Source organism: Streptomyces sp. WM6386, assembly GCF_000972385.1.
Lineage (GTDB): Bacteria > Actinomycetota > Actinomycetes > Streptomycetales > Streptomycetaceae > Streptomyces.
Genome location: NZ_JXTE01000006.1, coordinates 76,365 through 93,265, shown reverse-complemented (window position 1 = coordinate 93,265; position 16,901 = coordinate 76,365). Strand labels below are relative to the sequence as shown.

At 72.0% G+C, this 16,901-nt stretch carries 14 protein-coding genes and 1 pseudogene; 5 read left to right on the top strand and 10 right to left on the bottom strand.

The genetic code is table 11. The features are described 5' to 3' along the window. Positions 1 to 10 precede the first annotated feature (10 nt). On the bottom strand, positions 11 to 1,255 hold the full coding sequence (locus TN53_RS05460; protein WP_095046308.1) for a DUF418 domain-containing protein: 1,245 nt from the start codon (positions 1,253 to 1,255) through the stop codon (positions 11 to 13). A gap of 171 nt (positions 1,256 to 1,426) precedes the next feature. Between TN53_RS05460 and TN53_RS05455 the strand changes: the two are divergent. Next, positions 1,427 to 1,725, top strand: a pseudogene (locus tag TN53_RS05455) (ABC transporter ATP-binding protein); the annotation flags it as partial. A gap of 66 nt (positions 1,726 to 1,791) precedes the next feature. Here the strand turns inward: TN53_RS05455 and TN53_RS05450 are convergent. Further along, complete coding sequence (locus TN53_RS05450; protein ID WP_046257205.1) at positions 1,792 to 2,901, bottom strand: sensor histidine kinase; 1,110 nt, start codon at positions 2,899 to 2,901, stop codon at positions 1,792 to 1,794. Beyond that, positions 2,898 to 3,569, bottom strand: coding sequence for a response regulator (locus TN53_RS05445; protein WP_199924517.1), 672 nt, complete (start codon positions 3,567 to 3,569; stop codon positions 2,898 to 2,900). The genes TN53_RS05450 and TN53_RS05445 overlap by 4 nt, the downstream gene beginning before the upstream one ends. 190 nt (positions 3,570 to 3,759) lie before the next feature. On the opposite strand from TN53_RS05445, the gene TN53_RS05440 reads away from it, so the two are divergent. Next, positions 3,760 to 4,962, top strand: coding sequence for a DUF418 domain-containing protein (locus tag TN53_RS05440; RefSeq protein ID WP_046257303.1), 1,203 nt, complete (start codon positions 3,760 to 3,762; stop codon positions 4,960 to 4,962). Positions 4,963 to 5,056: 94 nt separating this feature from the next. Here the strand turns inward: TN53_RS05440 and TN53_RS48175 are convergent, their stop codons facing one another. From TN53_RS48175 to TN53_RS05420, 5 genes are all read right to left on the bottom strand, one after another. After that, positions 5,057 to 6,238, bottom strand: a complete 1,182-nt coding sequence (locus tag TN53_RS48175) for a zinc-dependent metalloprotease (RefSeq protein WP_234441515.1) — start codon at positions 6,236 to 6,238, stop codon at positions 5,057 to 5,059. A gap of 199 nt (positions 6,239 to 6,437) precedes the next feature. Continuing rightward, a complete protein-coding gene (locus TN53_RS48170; protein ID WP_234441514.1) occupies positions 6,438 to 6,890 on the bottom strand; it encodes a hypothetical protein in 453 nt (150 codons plus the stop codon). Positions 6,891 to 6,987: 97 nt separating this feature from the next. Continuing rightward, positions 6,988 to 7,884 (bottom strand): S1 family peptidase, encoded by an 897-nt coding sequence (locus TN53_RS05430; protein ID WP_420719083.1) that lies wholly within the window; start codon positions 7,882 to 7,884, stop codon positions 6,988 to 6,990. Between the two features lie 425 nt (positions 7,885 to 8,309). Continuing rightward, positions 8,310 to 9,488: an SGNH/GDSL hydrolase family protein gene (locus TN53_RS05425; RefSeq protein WP_046257202.1), complete on the bottom strand. Its 1,179-nt coding sequence runs from the start codon at positions 9,486 to 9,488 to the stop codon at positions 8,310 to 8,312. A gap of 137 nt (positions 9,489 to 9,625) precedes the next feature. After that, positions 9,626 to 10,639: a LacI family DNA-binding transcriptional regulator gene (locus TN53_RS05420; protein ID WP_046257201.1), complete on the bottom strand. Its 1,014-nt coding sequence runs from the start codon at positions 10,637 to 10,639 to the stop codon at positions 9,626 to 9,628. 265 nt (positions 10,640 to 10,904) lie between these two features. On the opposite strand from TN53_RS05420, the gene TN53_RS05415 reads away from it, so the two are divergent. Next, positions 10,905 to 11,798, top strand: coding sequence for an NAD(P)-dependent oxidoreductase (locus TN53_RS05415; RefSeq protein WP_046257200.1), 894 nt, complete (start codon positions 10,905 to 10,907; stop codon positions 11,796 to 11,798). Here TN53_RS05415 and TN53_RS05410 read toward each other — a convergent pair. After that, positions 11,783 to 12,646 (bottom strand): glycoside hydrolase family 16 protein, encoded by an 864-nt coding sequence (locus TN53_RS05410; protein WP_234441513.1) that lies wholly within the window; start codon positions 12,644 to 12,646, stop codon positions 11,783 to 11,785. The genes TN53_RS05415 and TN53_RS05410 overlap by 16 nt on opposite strands. A gap of 254 nt (positions 12,647 to 12,900) precedes the next feature. Between TN53_RS05410 and TN53_RS05405 the strand changes: the two genes are divergently transcribed. Continuing rightward, complete coding sequence (locus TN53_RS05405) at positions 12,901 to 14,319, top strand: condensation domain-containing protein (protein ID WP_046257198.1); 1,419 nt, start codon at positions 12,901 to 12,903, stop codon at positions 14,317 to 14,319. Between the two features lie 19 nt (positions 14,320 to 14,338). Here TN53_RS05405 and TN53_RS05400 read toward each other — a convergent pair whose 3' ends face one another. Next, positions 14,339 to 15,937: an FAD-dependent monooxygenase gene (locus tag TN53_RS05400; RefSeq protein WP_046257197.1), complete on the bottom strand. Its 1,599-nt coding sequence runs from the start codon at positions 15,935 to 15,937 to the stop codon at positions 14,339 to 14,341. 110 nt (positions 15,938 to 16,047) lie between these two features. On the opposite strand from TN53_RS05400, the gene TN53_RS05395 reads away from it, so the two are divergent. Beyond that, a complete protein-coding gene (locus TN53_RS05395; protein WP_199924515.1) occupies positions 16,048 to 16,899 on the top strand; it encodes an isocitrate lyase/PEP mutase family protein in 852 nt (283 codons plus the stop codon). The last annotated feature ends 2 nt before the right edge of the window (positions 16,900 to 16,901 follow it).

Here is a 16,901-nt window from a genome sequence, read left to right as displayed (position 1 = left end):
CCGGCCCGGCTCAGCGGATGTGCTTCGCCGGCTTGGTGGCGGCGTTGAGCAGGTACTCCAGGGGGCCGCGGCGGAAGAAGTGGGACCAGATCGCGGCGAACACGATCGCCCCGAGGACGAACATGATCAGCGTCACCCAGGACTCCTCGTCGTGGGTCGCGCCGAACCAGGGCAGCCAGCCCTGTATGACGAAGTGACCGACGTAGGCGGTCAGGGACATGGTGCCCACGGCGACGACCGGGTCGGCCAGGCGGCGCAGCCGAGGGAGGCGGTCCATCGCCACCGTCGCACCCACGATCATGAGGATCGCGACTCCCACGCTGCCGACGATGTCGAACGTGGTGCCACTGTGCGGCCCGGCGGTCAAGAGCGACGACGCGTGGGACTGGAGCGACCCGCTGTCGAGGGGCATCGACCCGGAGCCGCCGGACGACGGCCCGTCTTCCGCCGTGCTCCGCAACGCGTCCTTACCGGCCAGCAGCAAGGACATGCCGTACGCGGCCACGGTGAGGGCGGCGCCGAGCGCGGCCAGGCGCCACAGGACGGCGGTCGCGGACAGGTCGAGGCGGGCCAGAGCCATACCGGCGATCACGAACGGAATCCACGTGATCGTCGGGTAGAAGCCGGTGAACAGCAGATCGAGCACTCCCACGTCACTGAGCCGGTGGAGCGGGTCGTAGGCGTCGACGCTCTGCCGGACCGGCTCGGTCAGCAGCGAGTTCAGTGCGAACGACAGCTGTGGTGTGACGAGAGCGAGGGCGGCAGCGATGATCGCGAGCGTCCTGGCACGCAGTCGCACCAGGGGCAGGGCGAGCAGGAAGTAGACGCCGTAGAAGGCGAGGATGACCACTTCACCGTATTCCATCGCCATCACGGTGCCCAGCGCCAGCAGGACCACGGCGCGGATCGCGATCCTGGCCCTCGCCTGCCGGCCGGCCAGGCCGGTCTTCGGCTCCCGGCGGCCGGCGATCAGCATCAGTGAGAACCCGGCGAGGGTGGCGAACAGGACCGACGAGTGACCGTCCGCCATGTACCGGAGCCGGCTGGCGACGCCGTCCGTGGCCGACAGCGGGGGGCCGATGTGCACGACGTACATGCCGAACACCGCCAGCGCGCGGGCCAGGTCCACCCCGACGAGGCGTCCCGTCGAAGGACCGGGCGAGGCCGGCACGGCGGACTCGGGGGATGTCCGGGGCTGCGGAGGCGAGTTCTCCCGCGGGGCTGACGTCCCCTGCAGCGGTTGCGAATGTGTCATACGGAGAATCTCGCGTGGACATCCGGAGACGGACCATCCGGCAGGCTTCGGTGACGGCCCCGCCGGTCGGCGGGTACCACCCTGCCGACCGGCGGAGTCAGGCCCGACCGGCCCGGCGCGGCCGGACGGAGGTCTTCTCCAGCCACTCGGCGGGGGCGGACCCGACGGTTGCAGCGCATCGCCATCGCCCGCGCACTGCTGCGAAAGCCCAGGCTGCTGCTGTTGGAGGAGGCGACCTCGCAGCTCGACGCCGTCAACGAACGGGCGCTGCGGGACCTCATCGCGGACGTGGCCCGGGAGACCACCGTGCTGGTGGTGGCCCACCGCCTGTCGACGGTGACACGCGCCGACCGGATCATCGTCATGGACGCCGGACGAGTACGGGCCGTGGGCACTCGCGAGGAACTGGTGGCTCAGGACCGGCTGTACTCGCACTGGCGGCCACCCAGTTTCTGGCCCCCACGCGATGACCCATCGCATCCCAGGTCTCGCGAGCCGGTGCAAGCCGCGACGGGACGGTCCGAGGCCCCGGTCGGTCAGTCCGCAGTCAGCGGGATCCGCAGCCGCACCCGGTAGCCGCCCTCCACCGTCGGCCCCGCCTCCAGGGTGCCGTGCAGGACGTCGGCCCGTTCCCGCAGACCGACCAGGCCCTGCTGTGAACCGGGCAGGGACAGAGAGGGACGTGTGGGCGCGGTGTTGGCGACGGTGACTCCGACATGTTCGCCGTCCTGCCACAGCTCGACGCGGGCCGTGGCGCCGGGGGCGTGCTTGCGGACGTTGGTCAACGCCTCCTGGACCGTGCGGTAGAGGGCCCGTTGGGCCGGTGTGCCCACGGCGGGCGGAAGCTCACCCGACAACTCCGTGTGAGTGCCGCTCGACTCCACCAGTTTGCGCAGGTCGGCCAGGGTGGGCTGAGGCGTCAGCTCCGTGGCGTGGCCGCCGGAGGCGCGCAGCAGCGTGACCATGGTGCGCAGTTCGTCGAGTGTGGTGACGCTCAGCGAACGGATCGTGCGGGCGGCCTCCTTGGCGTCCGCGTCCTTGGTGGCGACCTGCAGGGCTCCGGCCCGTACGGCGATCAGGCTGACCTGGTGGGAGACCACGTCGTGCATCTCGCGGGCCAGCTGGGCGCGTTCGCGGGCGAGCACGGCCTGGGCGTGCAGGGCCCGCTCGTGCTCCCTGGCCTCCTCGATCTCGGCCAGCCGCCGCGCCAGGTCCCGTTGCGCCTGGAGAAGCTGGCCGAAGAGGACGGGGGCCGCGGCGGTCGCGAAGCTGTAGACGAAGTTGACCAGCGTCATGGTCCGGTCGACGTCGGCCAGGGGCCACGGAGTGCTGCCTGCGATGGCGGTCAGGGCGATGCACGCCACCAGGAGACGGCGGTTGCGGGAGCGTTCGGCCACGGTGAACAGCGCCACGAGCACCGCGACGGCGATGTCCTGCATCAGCGCGATGGGCAGGGTGAGCAGGAGGACCGCGAGCGGGAACCTGCGCCGGAAGGCCAACGCGGCGCAGCCGAGCGCGGCCGGCGCAACACCGAGGCGCGTGTGCTCCCACATGTTCAGCCATACGTCCACGGCCGCCACCGTCACCAGGACGAGGTCGACGACCGGAGCGGGTAGCCGCTGCCAGGGGACGCGTGCGCGGTTCATCGTCCGGTCCCGGGCCGTGGGCGCTCGTCCAACAGTCCGGCCCGCTGCGCCAGTAGCGCGGCTTGCACCCGGCTGGTCACCCGCAGCTTCGTGAGGATCGCACTGACGTGGTCCTTGACCGTGCCGGTACCCAGGTGGATGCGCGCCCCGATGTCGGCGTTCGACAGCCCCTCCGCCACCAGGACGAGAACGTCGCGCTCGCGGGCGGAGAGCAGCCGAACACGGGCCGCCTCCTCGTCGACGACGGCCTCGGTGCCGGGGTGGCTGTGCAGCAGGGTGCGTGACGCCTTGGGGGACAGCACCACACCACCCGCGTCCAGGGTGCGCACCAGGTGGGCGAGCTGCTCCGGTTCGGTGTCCTTGAGCAGGAAACCGGCCGCGCCGCAGTGCAGCGCGGTCAGGATGTACTCGTCGGCGTCGAACGTCGTCAGCATCGCCACCACCGGAGCGTCCGGCATCGTCCGCAGCTCGCGCAGCACGGTGAGCCCGTCGACGTCCGGCATCCGGATGTCCAGCAGGACCACGTCGGGCCGCTCCCGGCGGACGGTGGCCACGGCGTCGCCCCCGCTCGCGGTCGCGACGACCTCGATGTCCTGCGAGGCGCCCAGAATGAGTTCGAAGCCCGAGCGGACCAGTGCCTCGTCGTCCACCACCACTACCCGGATCACGCGCGCTCCGCCTCACCTTCATCCATGCCGTCCGACCCATGCCGACTCGACCCTAAAGCCCCACAGAGGCCCCGCGGCCCGACGAGCGGCTGGTCCAGCCACACGGCGGGGTGTCACCGGCCGGTCGGCAGGGGCACCGCAGCCTTCTGCCGGATACTCCATGATCGGCCCGGCGTCCAGCCTGAGCGGCATGACACCTCCCACGGACTCCCCGCTGCCCACGACCGACGCGGCGTCCCCTGTACGCGAGCGTGGTGAGCCCTCGACCGGCGCGCCCGGCGTGGGGCGACTGATCGGGCTGGACCTGGCCCGCGGCCTGGCCGTCTTCGGTATGTACGCGGTCCATGTGGGGCCCGCCCCGGGCCAAGGCGGTGTGATCGGCTTCCTGATGGAGCTGGCGCAAGGCCGCTCCTCGGCCCTGTTCGCCGTCCTGGCCGGCTTCGCGGTCGCCCTCATCACCGGGCGCCGCACACCGAAGACCGGGCCCGCCGGCCGCCAGGCCGTCGCCAAGGTGATCATCCGGGCCGTGATCCTGATGGCCCTGGGCACCGCCCTGACCTTGACCGGCACCCCGGTCGTGCCGATCCTCGCCTTCTACGGACTGTTCTTCCTGCTCGTGCTGCCGCTGTACCGGCTGGGCACCAAGCCGCTGGCGCTGATCGCGGTGGGCTGGGCCCTGGTGGGTCCGCAGCTGCTCTACGCGCTGAAGCCGGTGTTCGGCGGCCGCGTATTCCTCTCCTACGGCCAGGCCGACGGCCCCGTCTCGCTGTTCTTCACCGGCGGCTATCCGGCCCTGACCTGGGTCCCGTTCGTCATCGCCGGTATGGCGGTCGCCCGCTGCGACCTGGCCGCCACGGCTGTCCGGATACGCCTGGCCCTCACCGGCGTCGCCCTCGCCGTCACCGGCTACGGCGGCTCCTGGCTGGCGCTGCGTCTCGTACCCGGTGCCGCCGAAGCCGTCCGGAAAGCCGAAGAGGGGCCGGGCATGTCGTCCGTATCGCCCGACAGCATCGGCATCTTCGGCGACACCCCCGCCGGGATGCTGGCCTCCGCCCCGCACAGCGAGGCGACCCTGTCCATCGTGGCCGCCACCGGTGTGGCGGTCCTGGTGATCACCGCGTGCCTGGCCGCCATGGACGCCTTCCCCCGGCTGCGCCGCCTGGCCAGGCCCGTCATCGCGGTCGGCTCGATGTCGTTGACGGCGTACGTCTACCACATCGTCGCCATCTGGCTGCTGGACACCGAGGAAGCGACCGTCCAGCCCCTGTACGTCCTGCTCGGCTTCATCGCGTCCGTCACCGTCCTCGCCACCGTCTGGTCCCGCTTCTTCCGGCGGGGGCCGCTCGAATGGCTGATGGGCAGGGCGACCCGGATCGCCCGGCGCATTCGATGAGACGCACCCGACGATCGCGGTGGGAACGGCGATCACCAGAAACCGCACCCGGCGACGCGGGACCTGAGTGAACTCCCTCCCGACGACCCTGGTCTCAGTTGGGCGCGCCCGGCGGCAGTCGCGGGGGCGGGTCGAGGCGGGCGGAGTCCGGGTCGGCCAGGTACGCGGTGAGGAATTCGGCGCCCTCGTGGTGGTGGTCGCCGTCCTTCTGCCGTAGGTCCGCGGCGAGTTCACGCAGTGTGGACCGGAGCTCGGACCGGACCGGGGCGTGCAGGGTGTCGGTGCCGAGGGTGCGCAGAGCCTGGTGGAGGAGGGTCCAGTCGGCGGTGTGCTGGACCGCTGTGCCCGCCGGGACGTCGGCGGGGACCGGGTCGTCCCGGCGCCGGGTGGCGGCCAGGAGCTCGGTGAGCAGGTCCGCGACGCCGGGCACGGCCGGATCGGTGGCGTGCTGCCGGGCCAGACGGTTGAGGCGGGCGGGGTCCAGCAAGGACTCCGTCACCAAGGTGGCCGCGGCCCGGACCGCGGCGAAGGGGTCGAAGACACGGCCCGCCCCGGTGTCGAAGTACTGGTCGGTCCGTCCGTAGCGGATCGCGGGCGGCGTGAGGGCGTCCAACACCGCTGTGGGCAAGGCGAGTTGTCCGGCCCGCAGCAGTGCGCAGAGCCGGGTCAGTGCCCGCCGCTGGGTGACGGCGTCGACGGGCACGGTGCCGGTCCCGGCGTCGCCCGCCAGTGCGTACGCGTACCGCACACCGCCGATCAGCCGGGCAACTGCCGTCACCTCGTGGCGGTGCAGCAGATGCAGCAGCACGGCCCGCTCCTCCAGCTCGCCGGTCTGCCGGTCGGGCGGCAGCACACCGCGGGAGAAGCCGGACAGGGCGATCCGGCGTACCCGCAGGATCGTCTCCAGCGTCTGGAGGACGCAGCCCGCGGTGACCCACGGGACGCCGTCGGCGTGGGCGGCTTCGGGGCCGTGGCCGTCCTCGTCCGTGACGTAGACCAGCCCTGCCTCGGCGGCCGCACGGCGAAGGGCGGCGAGCTCGCGTTCCTCGTCCGGGAACCGGCCGTAGGCGTGGGCGACCAGGAAGTGGTCCCAGGGGCCGAGTCCCGTGGCGTACGCGCCGGAGAGGTCCAGGCGCCCGTCCTCGGTGACCGCGATCCGCGCGTGCGGGTAGTCCATCACCGACGGCTCGGAGTGCTGTGTGCCGGCGTAGTTGTGCATGAATCCGAGTGCGTGGCCGATCTCGTGCGCGGCGAGCTGGCGCAACCGGGCGAGCACCACTGACCTGGGTACCGGTCCGTCCGATGAGACCGCGGTCCGCGTAGCCGATGCCGTAACCGCCCGACGCGGGGTGGTAGCGGCGGAGGGCATGGGCCGTTCGGGCAGCCGGAGGAGGGTCAGTTGCTGGACGAGGTGAGGGCGCGCGGGTCGGCGGCGACCGCCCGGACCGCCGCGCCTCGGCCGGGGCCGCGGAAGGTCAGCAGCGCCGGGAGCCGCGTTGCGCGGGGGCCGGTGCGGCTGTCGGCGACGAGCGGCAGGCCGGCCGACGGATCGATCCGGTACCAGCTCGGTCGCGTCGACGATCACCAGGCCGTCCTCCTCCCGCAGTACCGGCCCGCTCCAGAGAACGGACAGGGCGGAAGGACTCGTCACCGGCCCGTACGGTGGCGGGGTCGCCCAGGGTCAGGAAGTGCTTGTTCCGTACGACGAAGAGCACCCGGTCGCCGACCCGGCGGAACTCCGCGAGCCGGGCCTTGCCCACCCGTCCCCGGTCGAGCCACAGGTCGCTGGAGCCGAGGCCCTGGGAGAGGGACACGGTGAGCAGGAACGGCTCGCCGAAGTGGCGGATGCCCAGCAGCAGGCGGTCCTGCGCGGCGGGGTCGGGTATGAGGTCGAGGAAACCGGGCGGGCTGGTCTCTTCGGTGGGCATGGCGGGCTTCTCTCGACGAGGGCGGGCGAGGGCGTCGGGGGCGTGCGAGCCATTGTCACCGCGCTGATCCCCCCTGCCCTCGCCGGCCGCGTCACGGTCAGTAGACCGACAGCCCGTAGGCGCTGAGCGCTTCCTGGATGGGCTGGTAGAACGTGGTCCCGCCCGCGGTGCAGTTGCCGGAGCCGCCGGAGAGGATGCCGATGACCTTGTCGCCGGCGTAGAGCGGGCCGCCGCTGTCGCCGGGCTCGGCGCAGATGTTGGTCTGGATCAGGCCGTAGACGACGTCTCCGCTCCCGTAGTTGACGGTCGCGTTCAGCGCGGTGACCCTGCCGCAGCGGACGCCGGTGGTCGCTCCCCGACGGCAGACGCTCTGGCCGACATAGGCGGTCGCGGTCCCCGTGACGTCGACGGATCCGATGGTGCCGGGGTGCGGTACGGCCGGGTTGGAGTACCGGACGACACCGAAGTCGTTGCCGGGGAAACTGGTGGCGGTGGTGGAACCGATCGTCGTGGTCTGGGCGGAGCTGGTGTACCAGGTGGTCGCGCCCTCGGTGCAGTGGCCCGCGGTGACGAAGTAGTACGTGGATCCGCTCTGCACGTTGACCCCGGCCGAGCAGCGCCAAGCGGCCGTGTAGATGCCGTCGCCGCCCGAGAGGAAGGTGCGGAGCGGGCCGTCGAGCCGTTCGAGGCTCGCGGCACCCGGGAAACGCCCGGTGGCGCGGCGGAGTTGTGCCAGATCGGTCTCCGCGACCGTGGAGTCGGCGAGCACCCGCAGCGTCCCGGTGCGCTCGTCGACGGCCCAGCTCGTCCCCGCGATTCCCAGGGAACCGACGGCCGAGGCCGCGTCGGACACCGAGGCGGCGGATGGCGCGGCGCCGGCGGTGGGCTCCGCGGCCGCGGAGGCGTCGGACACCGCGAGAGCGGTCACGACGAGCAGGCTCAACACCGAGGCGATCAGCCGTGGACGTCTGGTGGTGGTACGGCGTGCTCTGATCACCGAAGTCTCCCCGAGGTCGGTAGGTCGGGTTCGCGGCAGGCCCGAATGGTCATCGGGCCTGCTGTACTTCCGTGCCGTGGTGGTGTTACGCGGCCTCAGTGTGCCCGGCCGCGCCCGGCGGGGGTAGGCGGTCGTCGGCCGACCTGGATCCGGGGTGCCCGGCGGCGGTGCGGAGGTGTTCGAGCAGAAGCCGGTTCAGCGGCTCGGGTGCCTCTTCGGGAATCCAGTGGCTGACACCGAGGAGGGTCTCGAACGGGTGCGGGTGCCGTACGTAGGCAATGGCTTCCCCCGGACCAGGCTGACGTGGCGGCATCAGATCGCGGCGCCGGCTGCGCACGGCTACCGCGTGGTGACGCCCGAGTCGGCCACGACGGGGGTGGACGGCGGCCTGATGGACCGCCGACGTCCACCACACGAACGGATCACGGGACCTCGACCCGGTCGAGCGGCATGCCTCGCTCGACGGGGAACGCACCCGTCTCCCCGAACCACAACGGCAGGAAGCGCGCGGCCATGCGGGCATACCCGGCCGCGTTCGGATGCAGGCCGTCGGGGAGATCGGCGATGTCCTCGGGCCCGAACAACGCCGGTCCGTCGATGATGCGGAGTCGGTCGTCGCCGTCCTTGCGGCGCTGCTCCACGTGCTGGGCGAGCAGCTCGCGGATACGGGTGAGGGTGAGCGCCCCCATGGCGAGTTCGGCGGGGCGGTGGACGGTGTGCACGCGCAGGTCGGGGCCCGCGAGGGTGGGGCCGGGCCGGCTCTCGGCGGCCGGGCAGACGATGGGGGTGATGATCAGGATCGGGGTGTCCTGGTGCCCGTCACGGATCGTGTCGAGGAATCCGTGGAAGGCCGGGACGAAGGCGCGCTCGCGCATGCTGTCGGCGTTCAGGACGTTGATGCCGAGTTCGAGACTGATCGTGTCCGCGGGCAGGTCCCGGACGGCACGGGCCATGAACGGGTCGAGATGGCACTGCCCGCCCAGGCCGAGGTTGAGCAGGGACAGACCCGCGGAGCGGGCGACGATCGCCGGCCAGGTGCCGGTCGGCCGGTCCGCCTCCGCGCACTGGCTGATCGAGCTGCCGTGATGCACCCACAGCGGGCCGCTCGCGGGAGCCGGACGCAGCGACGCCCCGTTCGGCACACGGACGTCGAGCAGTTCGAGCGTCGAGGCGACAGGGAGCCAGATCTCGACATGGCGCTCACGGGAATCGGGGCCCAGAGGGAAGCGAACGGTGGCGGGACCGGCCGGCCGGGTCTCCAGGTCCCCGGAGACGGGGTCGAGGAAGATCAGGGACTGTCGCGTGGTCACCACCGGTTCACGCAGTTCGCCGTCGACCACCAGGTCGAAGACCGTGCCGCCGGCCGGCATGTCCGGCGGCAGGACCACGGTCAGTCGGACATCGAGCTCGATGTCGGTGGCATCGGTGAGCAGGTCGAACCGGACACCTGAGGGCACGGCACTGTTGAATTCGAAGGCGCTGTCGGCCAGTTGGGCACGCCCCGCATCCGGTGACCGGTGCAGGGTCACTCCGGACGGGCCGGTGGTCCTCCCGAGGGCGCCGACGACACACTCGAGCGCGGGACCGAGGACGGATTGCACAGTTGAGCCCTTCGGTCGTGGTCCTCGATCCGCCGGGTCACCCTCGGGACGCCGGCGTCCTCGCCGGGCGGCACGGTGACCTTGGTGATCTCATCGGCCACCGTGTTCCCCGAGACGCCGCGGACAATCGTGCATCCTCACCGACCTGTGCCGGTCGGGCGCGGGGGAGCCGTCGAGGCGCGGACGACGAGGTCGACCGGCGGGGCGCTCGCCGGCAGGGGGTCGGTGTCCGGGTTCTCGATGGCGTGCACCAGACGCTTGAGCCCCTCGTGGGCCACGGCGTCGAAGGGCTGCCGCACCGTGGTCAGGGGTGGAGTGACGTAGGCGGCGACCGGAATGTCGTCGAAGCCCACCACGCTGACGTCGTCGGGCACGCGCCGCCCGGCCTCCGTCAGGGCGCGGACCAGGCCGATCGCCATGTCGTCGTTGGCGGCGAACACGGCGGTGACCTCGGGGTCCTGAGCGAACTCGCGGCCCGCCGCATACCCGGACGCGGCCGACCAGTCGCCCTCGACGACGGCGGGCACGTCCCTCCCGTGCGAGATCAGCGTGGTCCGCCACCCCTCCAGCCGGTCCTGGGCGGCGAACCACCGCTGCGGACCCGCCAGATGATGGACCGTCACATGGCCCAGCCCCAGCAGGTGTTCGGTGGCGGCACCGGCCATCAGGTCGGCACCCCCGCCCGCGGTCAGCAACGCCGGGGAGGTGAGCGGCGGCGGCGGAGCGCCGATGACGAGGACCGGGACGTCGACGCGGAGGGGCCCGGCCTCGCCGCCGGGCTCGTCGATCGGCTCGGAGATGACGATGCCGTCCACGCCCTGGTCCAGGAGCGAGTCCACGGCACCGGCGAGCCCGGCCGGGTCGCCCTCCATCGTGTTGACCACGCGCAGCGCGTACCCCGTGTCCCGGACGACCCGCTCGACGCCCATGAGGAGGGACGCGGGCCCGTACAGGGCGGTGCCGAGCGTGATGACACCGATCGAGCGCGTCCGTCCCGACGCCAGGGCCCGGGCGGCGTTGTTGCGCCGGTAACCGAGCTGGTCCGCGGCTTCGAGGACGCGTCTGCGTGCCTCGGCGGAGACATAGGGCTCTTCGTTGAAGACCCTCGACACCGTCTTCTGGGAGACTCCGGCGAGACGCGCCACATCCACACTGTTCGGCGCCGCGGAGCTGCCGCTCCGTCCTGTGCCTCGCTTCACGGTGTCTCCCGATGACCACACGATCGAGCCGCAATGATGTCAGACGCCACCGCCCGACCGCGGAGACGTCGTACCGTCGCAGGACCCGGCGGCCCGGAAGGCAGGAGACCGGCCAGGTGCCCCGCAGCGTGAGGGCGTTCACGGGCTTCACGGCGTCCCGGTCGACAAGCGTGCGAACCCTATGCTCGGGTCCCCACCCCCAAGGGAAGTTGACGTCATGAACGACAAGCTCACCGTGAGTGTCCTGGGCACCGGAATCATGGGCGCCGCGATGGCCCGCAACCTCGCCCGCGCCGGGCACACCGTCCGCGCCTGGAACCGCAGCCGCGCCAAGGCCGAACCGCTCGCCGCCGACGGCATCGCCGTCGCCGGCAGCCCCGCCGAGGCCGTCGAGGGCGCCGACGTCGTCCTGACCATGCTCTACGACGGTCCCGCCGCCCTCGATGTCATGCGGCAGGCCGCCTCCGCGCTGCGCCCCGGCACCGCGTGGGTGCAGTCCACCACCGCCGGTATCGAGGGCGTCGCCGACCTGGCCGCCTTCGCTCGCGAGCAGGACCTGGTCTTCTACGACGCCCCCGTGCTCGGCACCCGCCAGCCCGCCGAGGCCGGACAGCTCCTCGTCCTTGCCGCAGGGCCGGTGGACGGACGCCAGAAGGTGACGCCCGTCCTGGACGCCGTCGGCGCCCGCACGGTGTGGACAGGCGAGGACGGAGCCGAAGGCAGCGCCACCCGGCTGAAGCTGGTCGCCAACAGCTGGGTCATCGCGACCACCAACGCGATGGGCGAGGTTCTGGCCCTGTCGAAGGCGCTCGACGTCGACCCGCAGAACTTCTTCGACGCCATCGCCGGCGGCCCGCTGGACATGGGCTACCTGCGCGCCAAGTCCGCGCTGATCCTCGACGAGCGGCTGTCCCCGCCCCAGTTCGCCGTGTCGACCGCCGCCAAGGACGCCCGGCTGATCGTCGAGGCCGGCGAACGAGGCGGGGTCCGGCTCGACGTGGCCGTCGCGAGCGCGGAGCGCCTGGAGCGTGCCGCCGCGCAGGGCCACGGCGACGAGGACATGGCCGCCGCGTACTTCGCCAGCTTCGACGAGGGTCACTTCCAGTCGTAGGCGTACGCGGCGACCCAGGTGATGTCGAGTTGGGCACTGCTGCCCGGAGCCGCGCCGGGACCTTGCAGGGCACTCTCGTTCTGGAGCACCCAGGACAGGGGCTGTTGGGGAACCTCGCGGGTGTCGTGCCCCACCTGCCGTCCGTCCACGAAGAAGCGCACATGGCCGGGCGTCCACTCGGTCGAGACCGTGTGCCACCGCGTCCAGTCGTCGCTCCCCGGGAAGTAGCCCTGTTCGCCCCCGCCGCACGGATGGTGGAAGGCCGTGAGGTCCCCGGTCCACTCGCCCTCGGGGTGATCCATCTCGCAGCCCCCGCCGTAGTGCAGCCAGGCCGACTTGTAGCCCGGGGCGAGCTTGGTCACCTTGATACGGGCGCTGTACTTGCCGTACTTCATCTGCATGACGGCACGGGGTACCACTGCCGCAGCGTGCACGGGACCCCCGTCGGCGGGTCGCCACATACGGATGAACATCCGTCCGTCGCCGTTCTCGGCGGGACCCACGCTCACGGTGTCCTCCGGGTGGTAGACACCCACGACCTGCCGGCCGCGGTCATTGGCCGTGTCACGCCAACCGGTCGGATAGGCCCACCAGTTGTCACGGTACGCACCGCGCAGGCCCCCGCAGTACGCGGCGGAGGTGTCGACATGGTGGTCGCAGTCGCCGAACCCGCCCAACGGCACCCGGTCACCGTTGAAGTCCTCGGCGAGGACCTGCCAGAACGGCCCGCAGTCGCCGCGGGGCAGTTCGGTGCCGGTGGTGCGGCAGGCGTCGGCCGCACCGGCTTCTCCCGCCGCTCCGTCGGCACGGGGGATGCCGAGGACGGCGGCCAGGAGCACGAGCCCCATGGACACCAGCAGAGCGCGCCTACGGCCGTTCGGTGCTGCGTGTGATCCCATCGGGAGGCCCTCCGGTCCTCGGTGCGCCGATGTCGTACGACGGGAAGTGCCGCGCGAGGGAGCATCCTCGCCGCGGGCCGGTGCGAACGCCATCCCCGTAACGGCCGGAGTACCGGAGCGTCGGCTTCCAGTCGCGTTGCTTCGGGGCGGTCCGCTCGTTGATCTCTCCACGCGGTGAGCGATGATCGGAGAGCCCTGTGCGCATGACCGACCTCCAGCGGTGCGAGATCCGGCCCGGAAAGCTCGTGGAGTGGACCCTGCATCCGGCGTCGGTGGGCGCGGCGCGGGCGTTGCCGGACGACGCGAGGCCACCGGCGTACGTCCAGGAGTCCCACATCCGCACGGCACGGACGGTGCGGGAGGACGGACTGTTCGTGCCGACCTGGCTCGGTACCGCCTTCGACATCCCCGGGCAGGTCCGACTCGACGTACTCCAGGGTGCGTTGGAGGCCTGGATGCTGCGGCACGAGACGCTGCGCAGCGGGTTCAGATGGGTGGGCGACGAGATGCGGCGGTTCACACTCGACTCCGAGGCCGTCGCCCTGCACCGCGAGGACATCGGCGAGTTCGCGGACACCGTGACGCTGACCCGGTACCTGCAGGACCGTTTCGACGTCGCCGCCGACGCGCTCACCTGGCCCAACTTCCTGTTCACGGCCGTCGTACGGGACGACGGAGCGAGTGTGTACATGGCGTTCGACCACAGCAACGTGGACGCGTACTCGATCCACCGCATCACCGCCGAGATCCACGAGCTGTACGCGGCCGGCCTCGACGGGCGGGTCGTCGCGCCCGAACCGGTCGCCAGCTACGTCGACTTCTGCGCCGACGAACGCTCGGACGCCGACCGGATCGACGACACCCACCAAGTCGTCGGCCGTTGGCGGGAGTTCATCGCGCGCTGCGACGGCAGGCTGCCGAACTTCCCCGTCGACCTCGGTCTGGAACCCGAAGGCCCGCTGCCCGAGCAGAGGTTCGTCCAGGAGATGCTCGTGGACGCCGCGGACGCGGCGGCCTTCGAGGCGTACTGCCGTCCCTACGGCGGCAGTCTGGTCGGCGTCGTCGCGGCCGTCGCGCTCGCCGCCCGCGAGATCAGCGGCCTGGGCGTGTACCGCACCGTCGTGCCCTTCCACACCCGGGTCAAGTCCCGCTGGGCCGACTCGGTCGGATGGTACGTGGGCGGGGCGCCCGTCGAGATCCCGGTGGAGCGGGCCGTGGACTTCGACGCAGCCCTGGAACTGGTCCGCGCCGCGCTGCGCGACACCCGGGCGCTGTCCCGGATGCCCCTGGCCCGCGTCCTGCGCCTCCTGGGCGCGGACTTCCGGCCCACCTCACCGGACCTGTACTCGATCGTCTCGTACGTCGACTCGCGCGGCATCCCCGGTGCCGAGCGCTGGCAGGAGCTGAAGGCGTACGGGCTGATCAGGGTGTCGTACGGCGACCAGGTGTGCGCGTGGGTCACACGGGTCCCCGAGGGTCTGCAGTTCGCCTGCCGACTGCCGGACACGCCGGTCGCCGACAAGAACATGCGGCGCTGTGCGGAGCTTCTGCGGGCGCGGATCGTCGCGGTGGCGCGCGAGACCGGGACCGTGGGCGCGGGGGCGGCGGCCCGCCGGGGGTAGCGCCTTCGGCGGGCCCGGGTCAGCGGGGTGTCGAGGCGGTGAGGGTGGCGAGGGCGCCGCGGAGCGCGTCGTCGGCGGGTGGGCCGTCCTGCCAGCGGGCGGCGATGTGACCGTCGGGGCGGACGAGCAGGCCTCCGTGGCGGCCGACGGCGCAGCGGTCGGTGTGTGCGTCGGGGAGAGGCTCGATGCGCAGCGGCCATGAGGCGGTGCGCTGTCCTTCCCAGCGGGCGGGGTCCGGTGTGAGCAGGGTGAACCATTCGCCGACGGTGTCGAGCGTGGAGCGCCCGGGGTCCAGCCAGAGGTGGGGCATGCGGTGCCCGGGTGCCGTGGTCGGGACGTAGTCCGTGCCCGCATCGGACGACTCGGACGACTCGGACGGCCCGGTCGGCCCGGTCGGGGCGTCGCCGTCGGCGAGGACCGCGGTGGAGCGGTAGGCGACGCCGAGCACCAGGCCGAGCTGGGCGAAGTACCGGTCCGACCAGGGCAGTTCGATTCGGTCCGACGCCGCCTCACCGGTCCGGAGCTGCTCCCGGCGTCGGCCCTGCGCCTGGAACATGAGCTGAGTGTTGGCCACCGCCTGGCGGAGTGTCCGGTGGGCGACGGGCAGCCGCTCCGGCTCGTAGGTGTCCAGCAGGCCCGGTCCGGCCCACCCGTGGACGACGCCCGCGAGTTTCCAGCACAGGTTGTGCACAGCCGAGAGGCCGACGTTCATACCCATGCCGCCGGACGGCGGGACCGTGTGCGCGGCGTCGCCGGCCAGCAGGATCCGGCCGTGTCGGAAGCGGTCGGCGACGAACGCCCGCACCGTCCAGTGCTGGACCCGCAGCACGTCCGGGCATACGTCGGCGCCGGGGCCAAGGGCGTGGGAGACGAGGCCCGCCCAGTCGGCGGACTCGGTGTCCTCGGGGGTGGGGTCGGTCCAGGCCCAGCCGCCTTCGGGGTAGAGCGGGAGGAAGCCACCGTGCGCGGTGACATAGAACCCGGCGGGCTGCTCGGCGCACCAGCCCTTGAGGTCGGCGTCGAACACGACCGTCGTGACCTCCGCGAGCGCTCCGGGACCGGTGGTGGTGATGCCGAGCCGCTCCCGGACGGTGGAGTTCGCGCCGTCGGCGGCGAGGACGTATCGAGCGCGGACCCGGGTTCGCGTACCGCGTCCGTGGTCGACGAGCGAGGCCACCACCGAGTCGCTCTCCTCTGTCAGGTCGACGAGCTCGTCCCCGAACCGGGTCTCCGCGTCCGCCGCGGCGAGCAGTGTGGGTTCCAGCCGGTCCTGAGAGGTGACCACGCCGAGCACGGGGCTCTCGGGGATGGGCGCGTCGATCCCGACCATCGCCGCCGTGGCGAAGTCGTCGTCGTGCAGGGTGTCGCGGAAGCGGATCCGGCCGAACTCCGGCGCGAACGCCCCGGCCGTGATCCGGCCGGCCAGTCCGAGCTGGCGGAAGATCTCCATCGAGCGCGTGTTGACCAGCCGGGACCGTGGGAAGGGTGACAGCTCGCCGTGCTTCTCGACGAGCAGGGACCGCACCCCCCAGCGCTCCAGCAGCGCCCGGGCGGTGAGCCCGACCGGCCCGCCACCGACGATCAGTACATCCACCTCGGTGTCGCCTCGAAGCGTCATGAGATCAATCATCCGTACGCGGCGATCGAGCGCAAAGCGAGCGCGGGCGGCGCACGGAAGCGTGATCCACGCGTTGGCCGTGGGCGGTGCCACGTCGTACGTTCGGGTGCGTGAACATCGACAGCCGAGAACGAGGACAGCGTTTCGTCGAGTTGCATCGAGAGGGGTGTTTCCTGCTCCCCAACGCCTGGGACGTGGGAAGTGCCCGGATCCTGGAGTCGGCCGGCTTCCCCGCCGTGGCCACCACGAGCGCGGGTGTCGCCTTCTCGCTCGGACGCCCGGACCACGACTTCCACGACGAGAAGGCGTCGAACGGGCGGATCGACCGCGACACCACGATCCGCCGGGTCCGTGAGATCGCGGACGAGCTCCGGGTGCCGCTGAGCGCGGACCTGGAGGACGGGTTCGGTGAGGCGCCCGAGACCGTGGCGGAGACCATCGTGATGACCCGTGCGGCAGGGGCCGCTGGGGGCAACATCGAGGACTTCACCGGCGACCGCGTCCGGCCCCTGTACGAGGAGTCGCTCGCGGTGGACCGTGTCCGCGCCGCCCGCGCCGCCGTGGACGCCGCCGACGATCCGTTCGTCCTGGTCGGCCGGACGGATGTGCTGCTGGTCGGCGGCTCGCTCGACGAGGCCGTACGGCGGGCCAACGCCTATCTGGCGGCCGGCGCGGACTGCGCGTTCGTGCCGGGCGCCGCCGACGCCGAGACCATCGGCACCCTGGTGCGGGAACTCGACGGCCCGCTCAATGTCGTCATGGGACTGACGGGGAACGCGCTGTCCCTGGACGACCTGCGGGAGCTCGGCGTACGCAGGGTGACCGTCGGCGGCAGCATCGCCCGCGCGATGTACCGCCACCTGCTGGTCGCGGCCCGGGAGTTGGCCGAACTCGGTACCTTCTCCTACGCCGCGGACCAGCTCTCCCAGGCCGACCTCAACGACCTGTTCCGACAGGATTGACG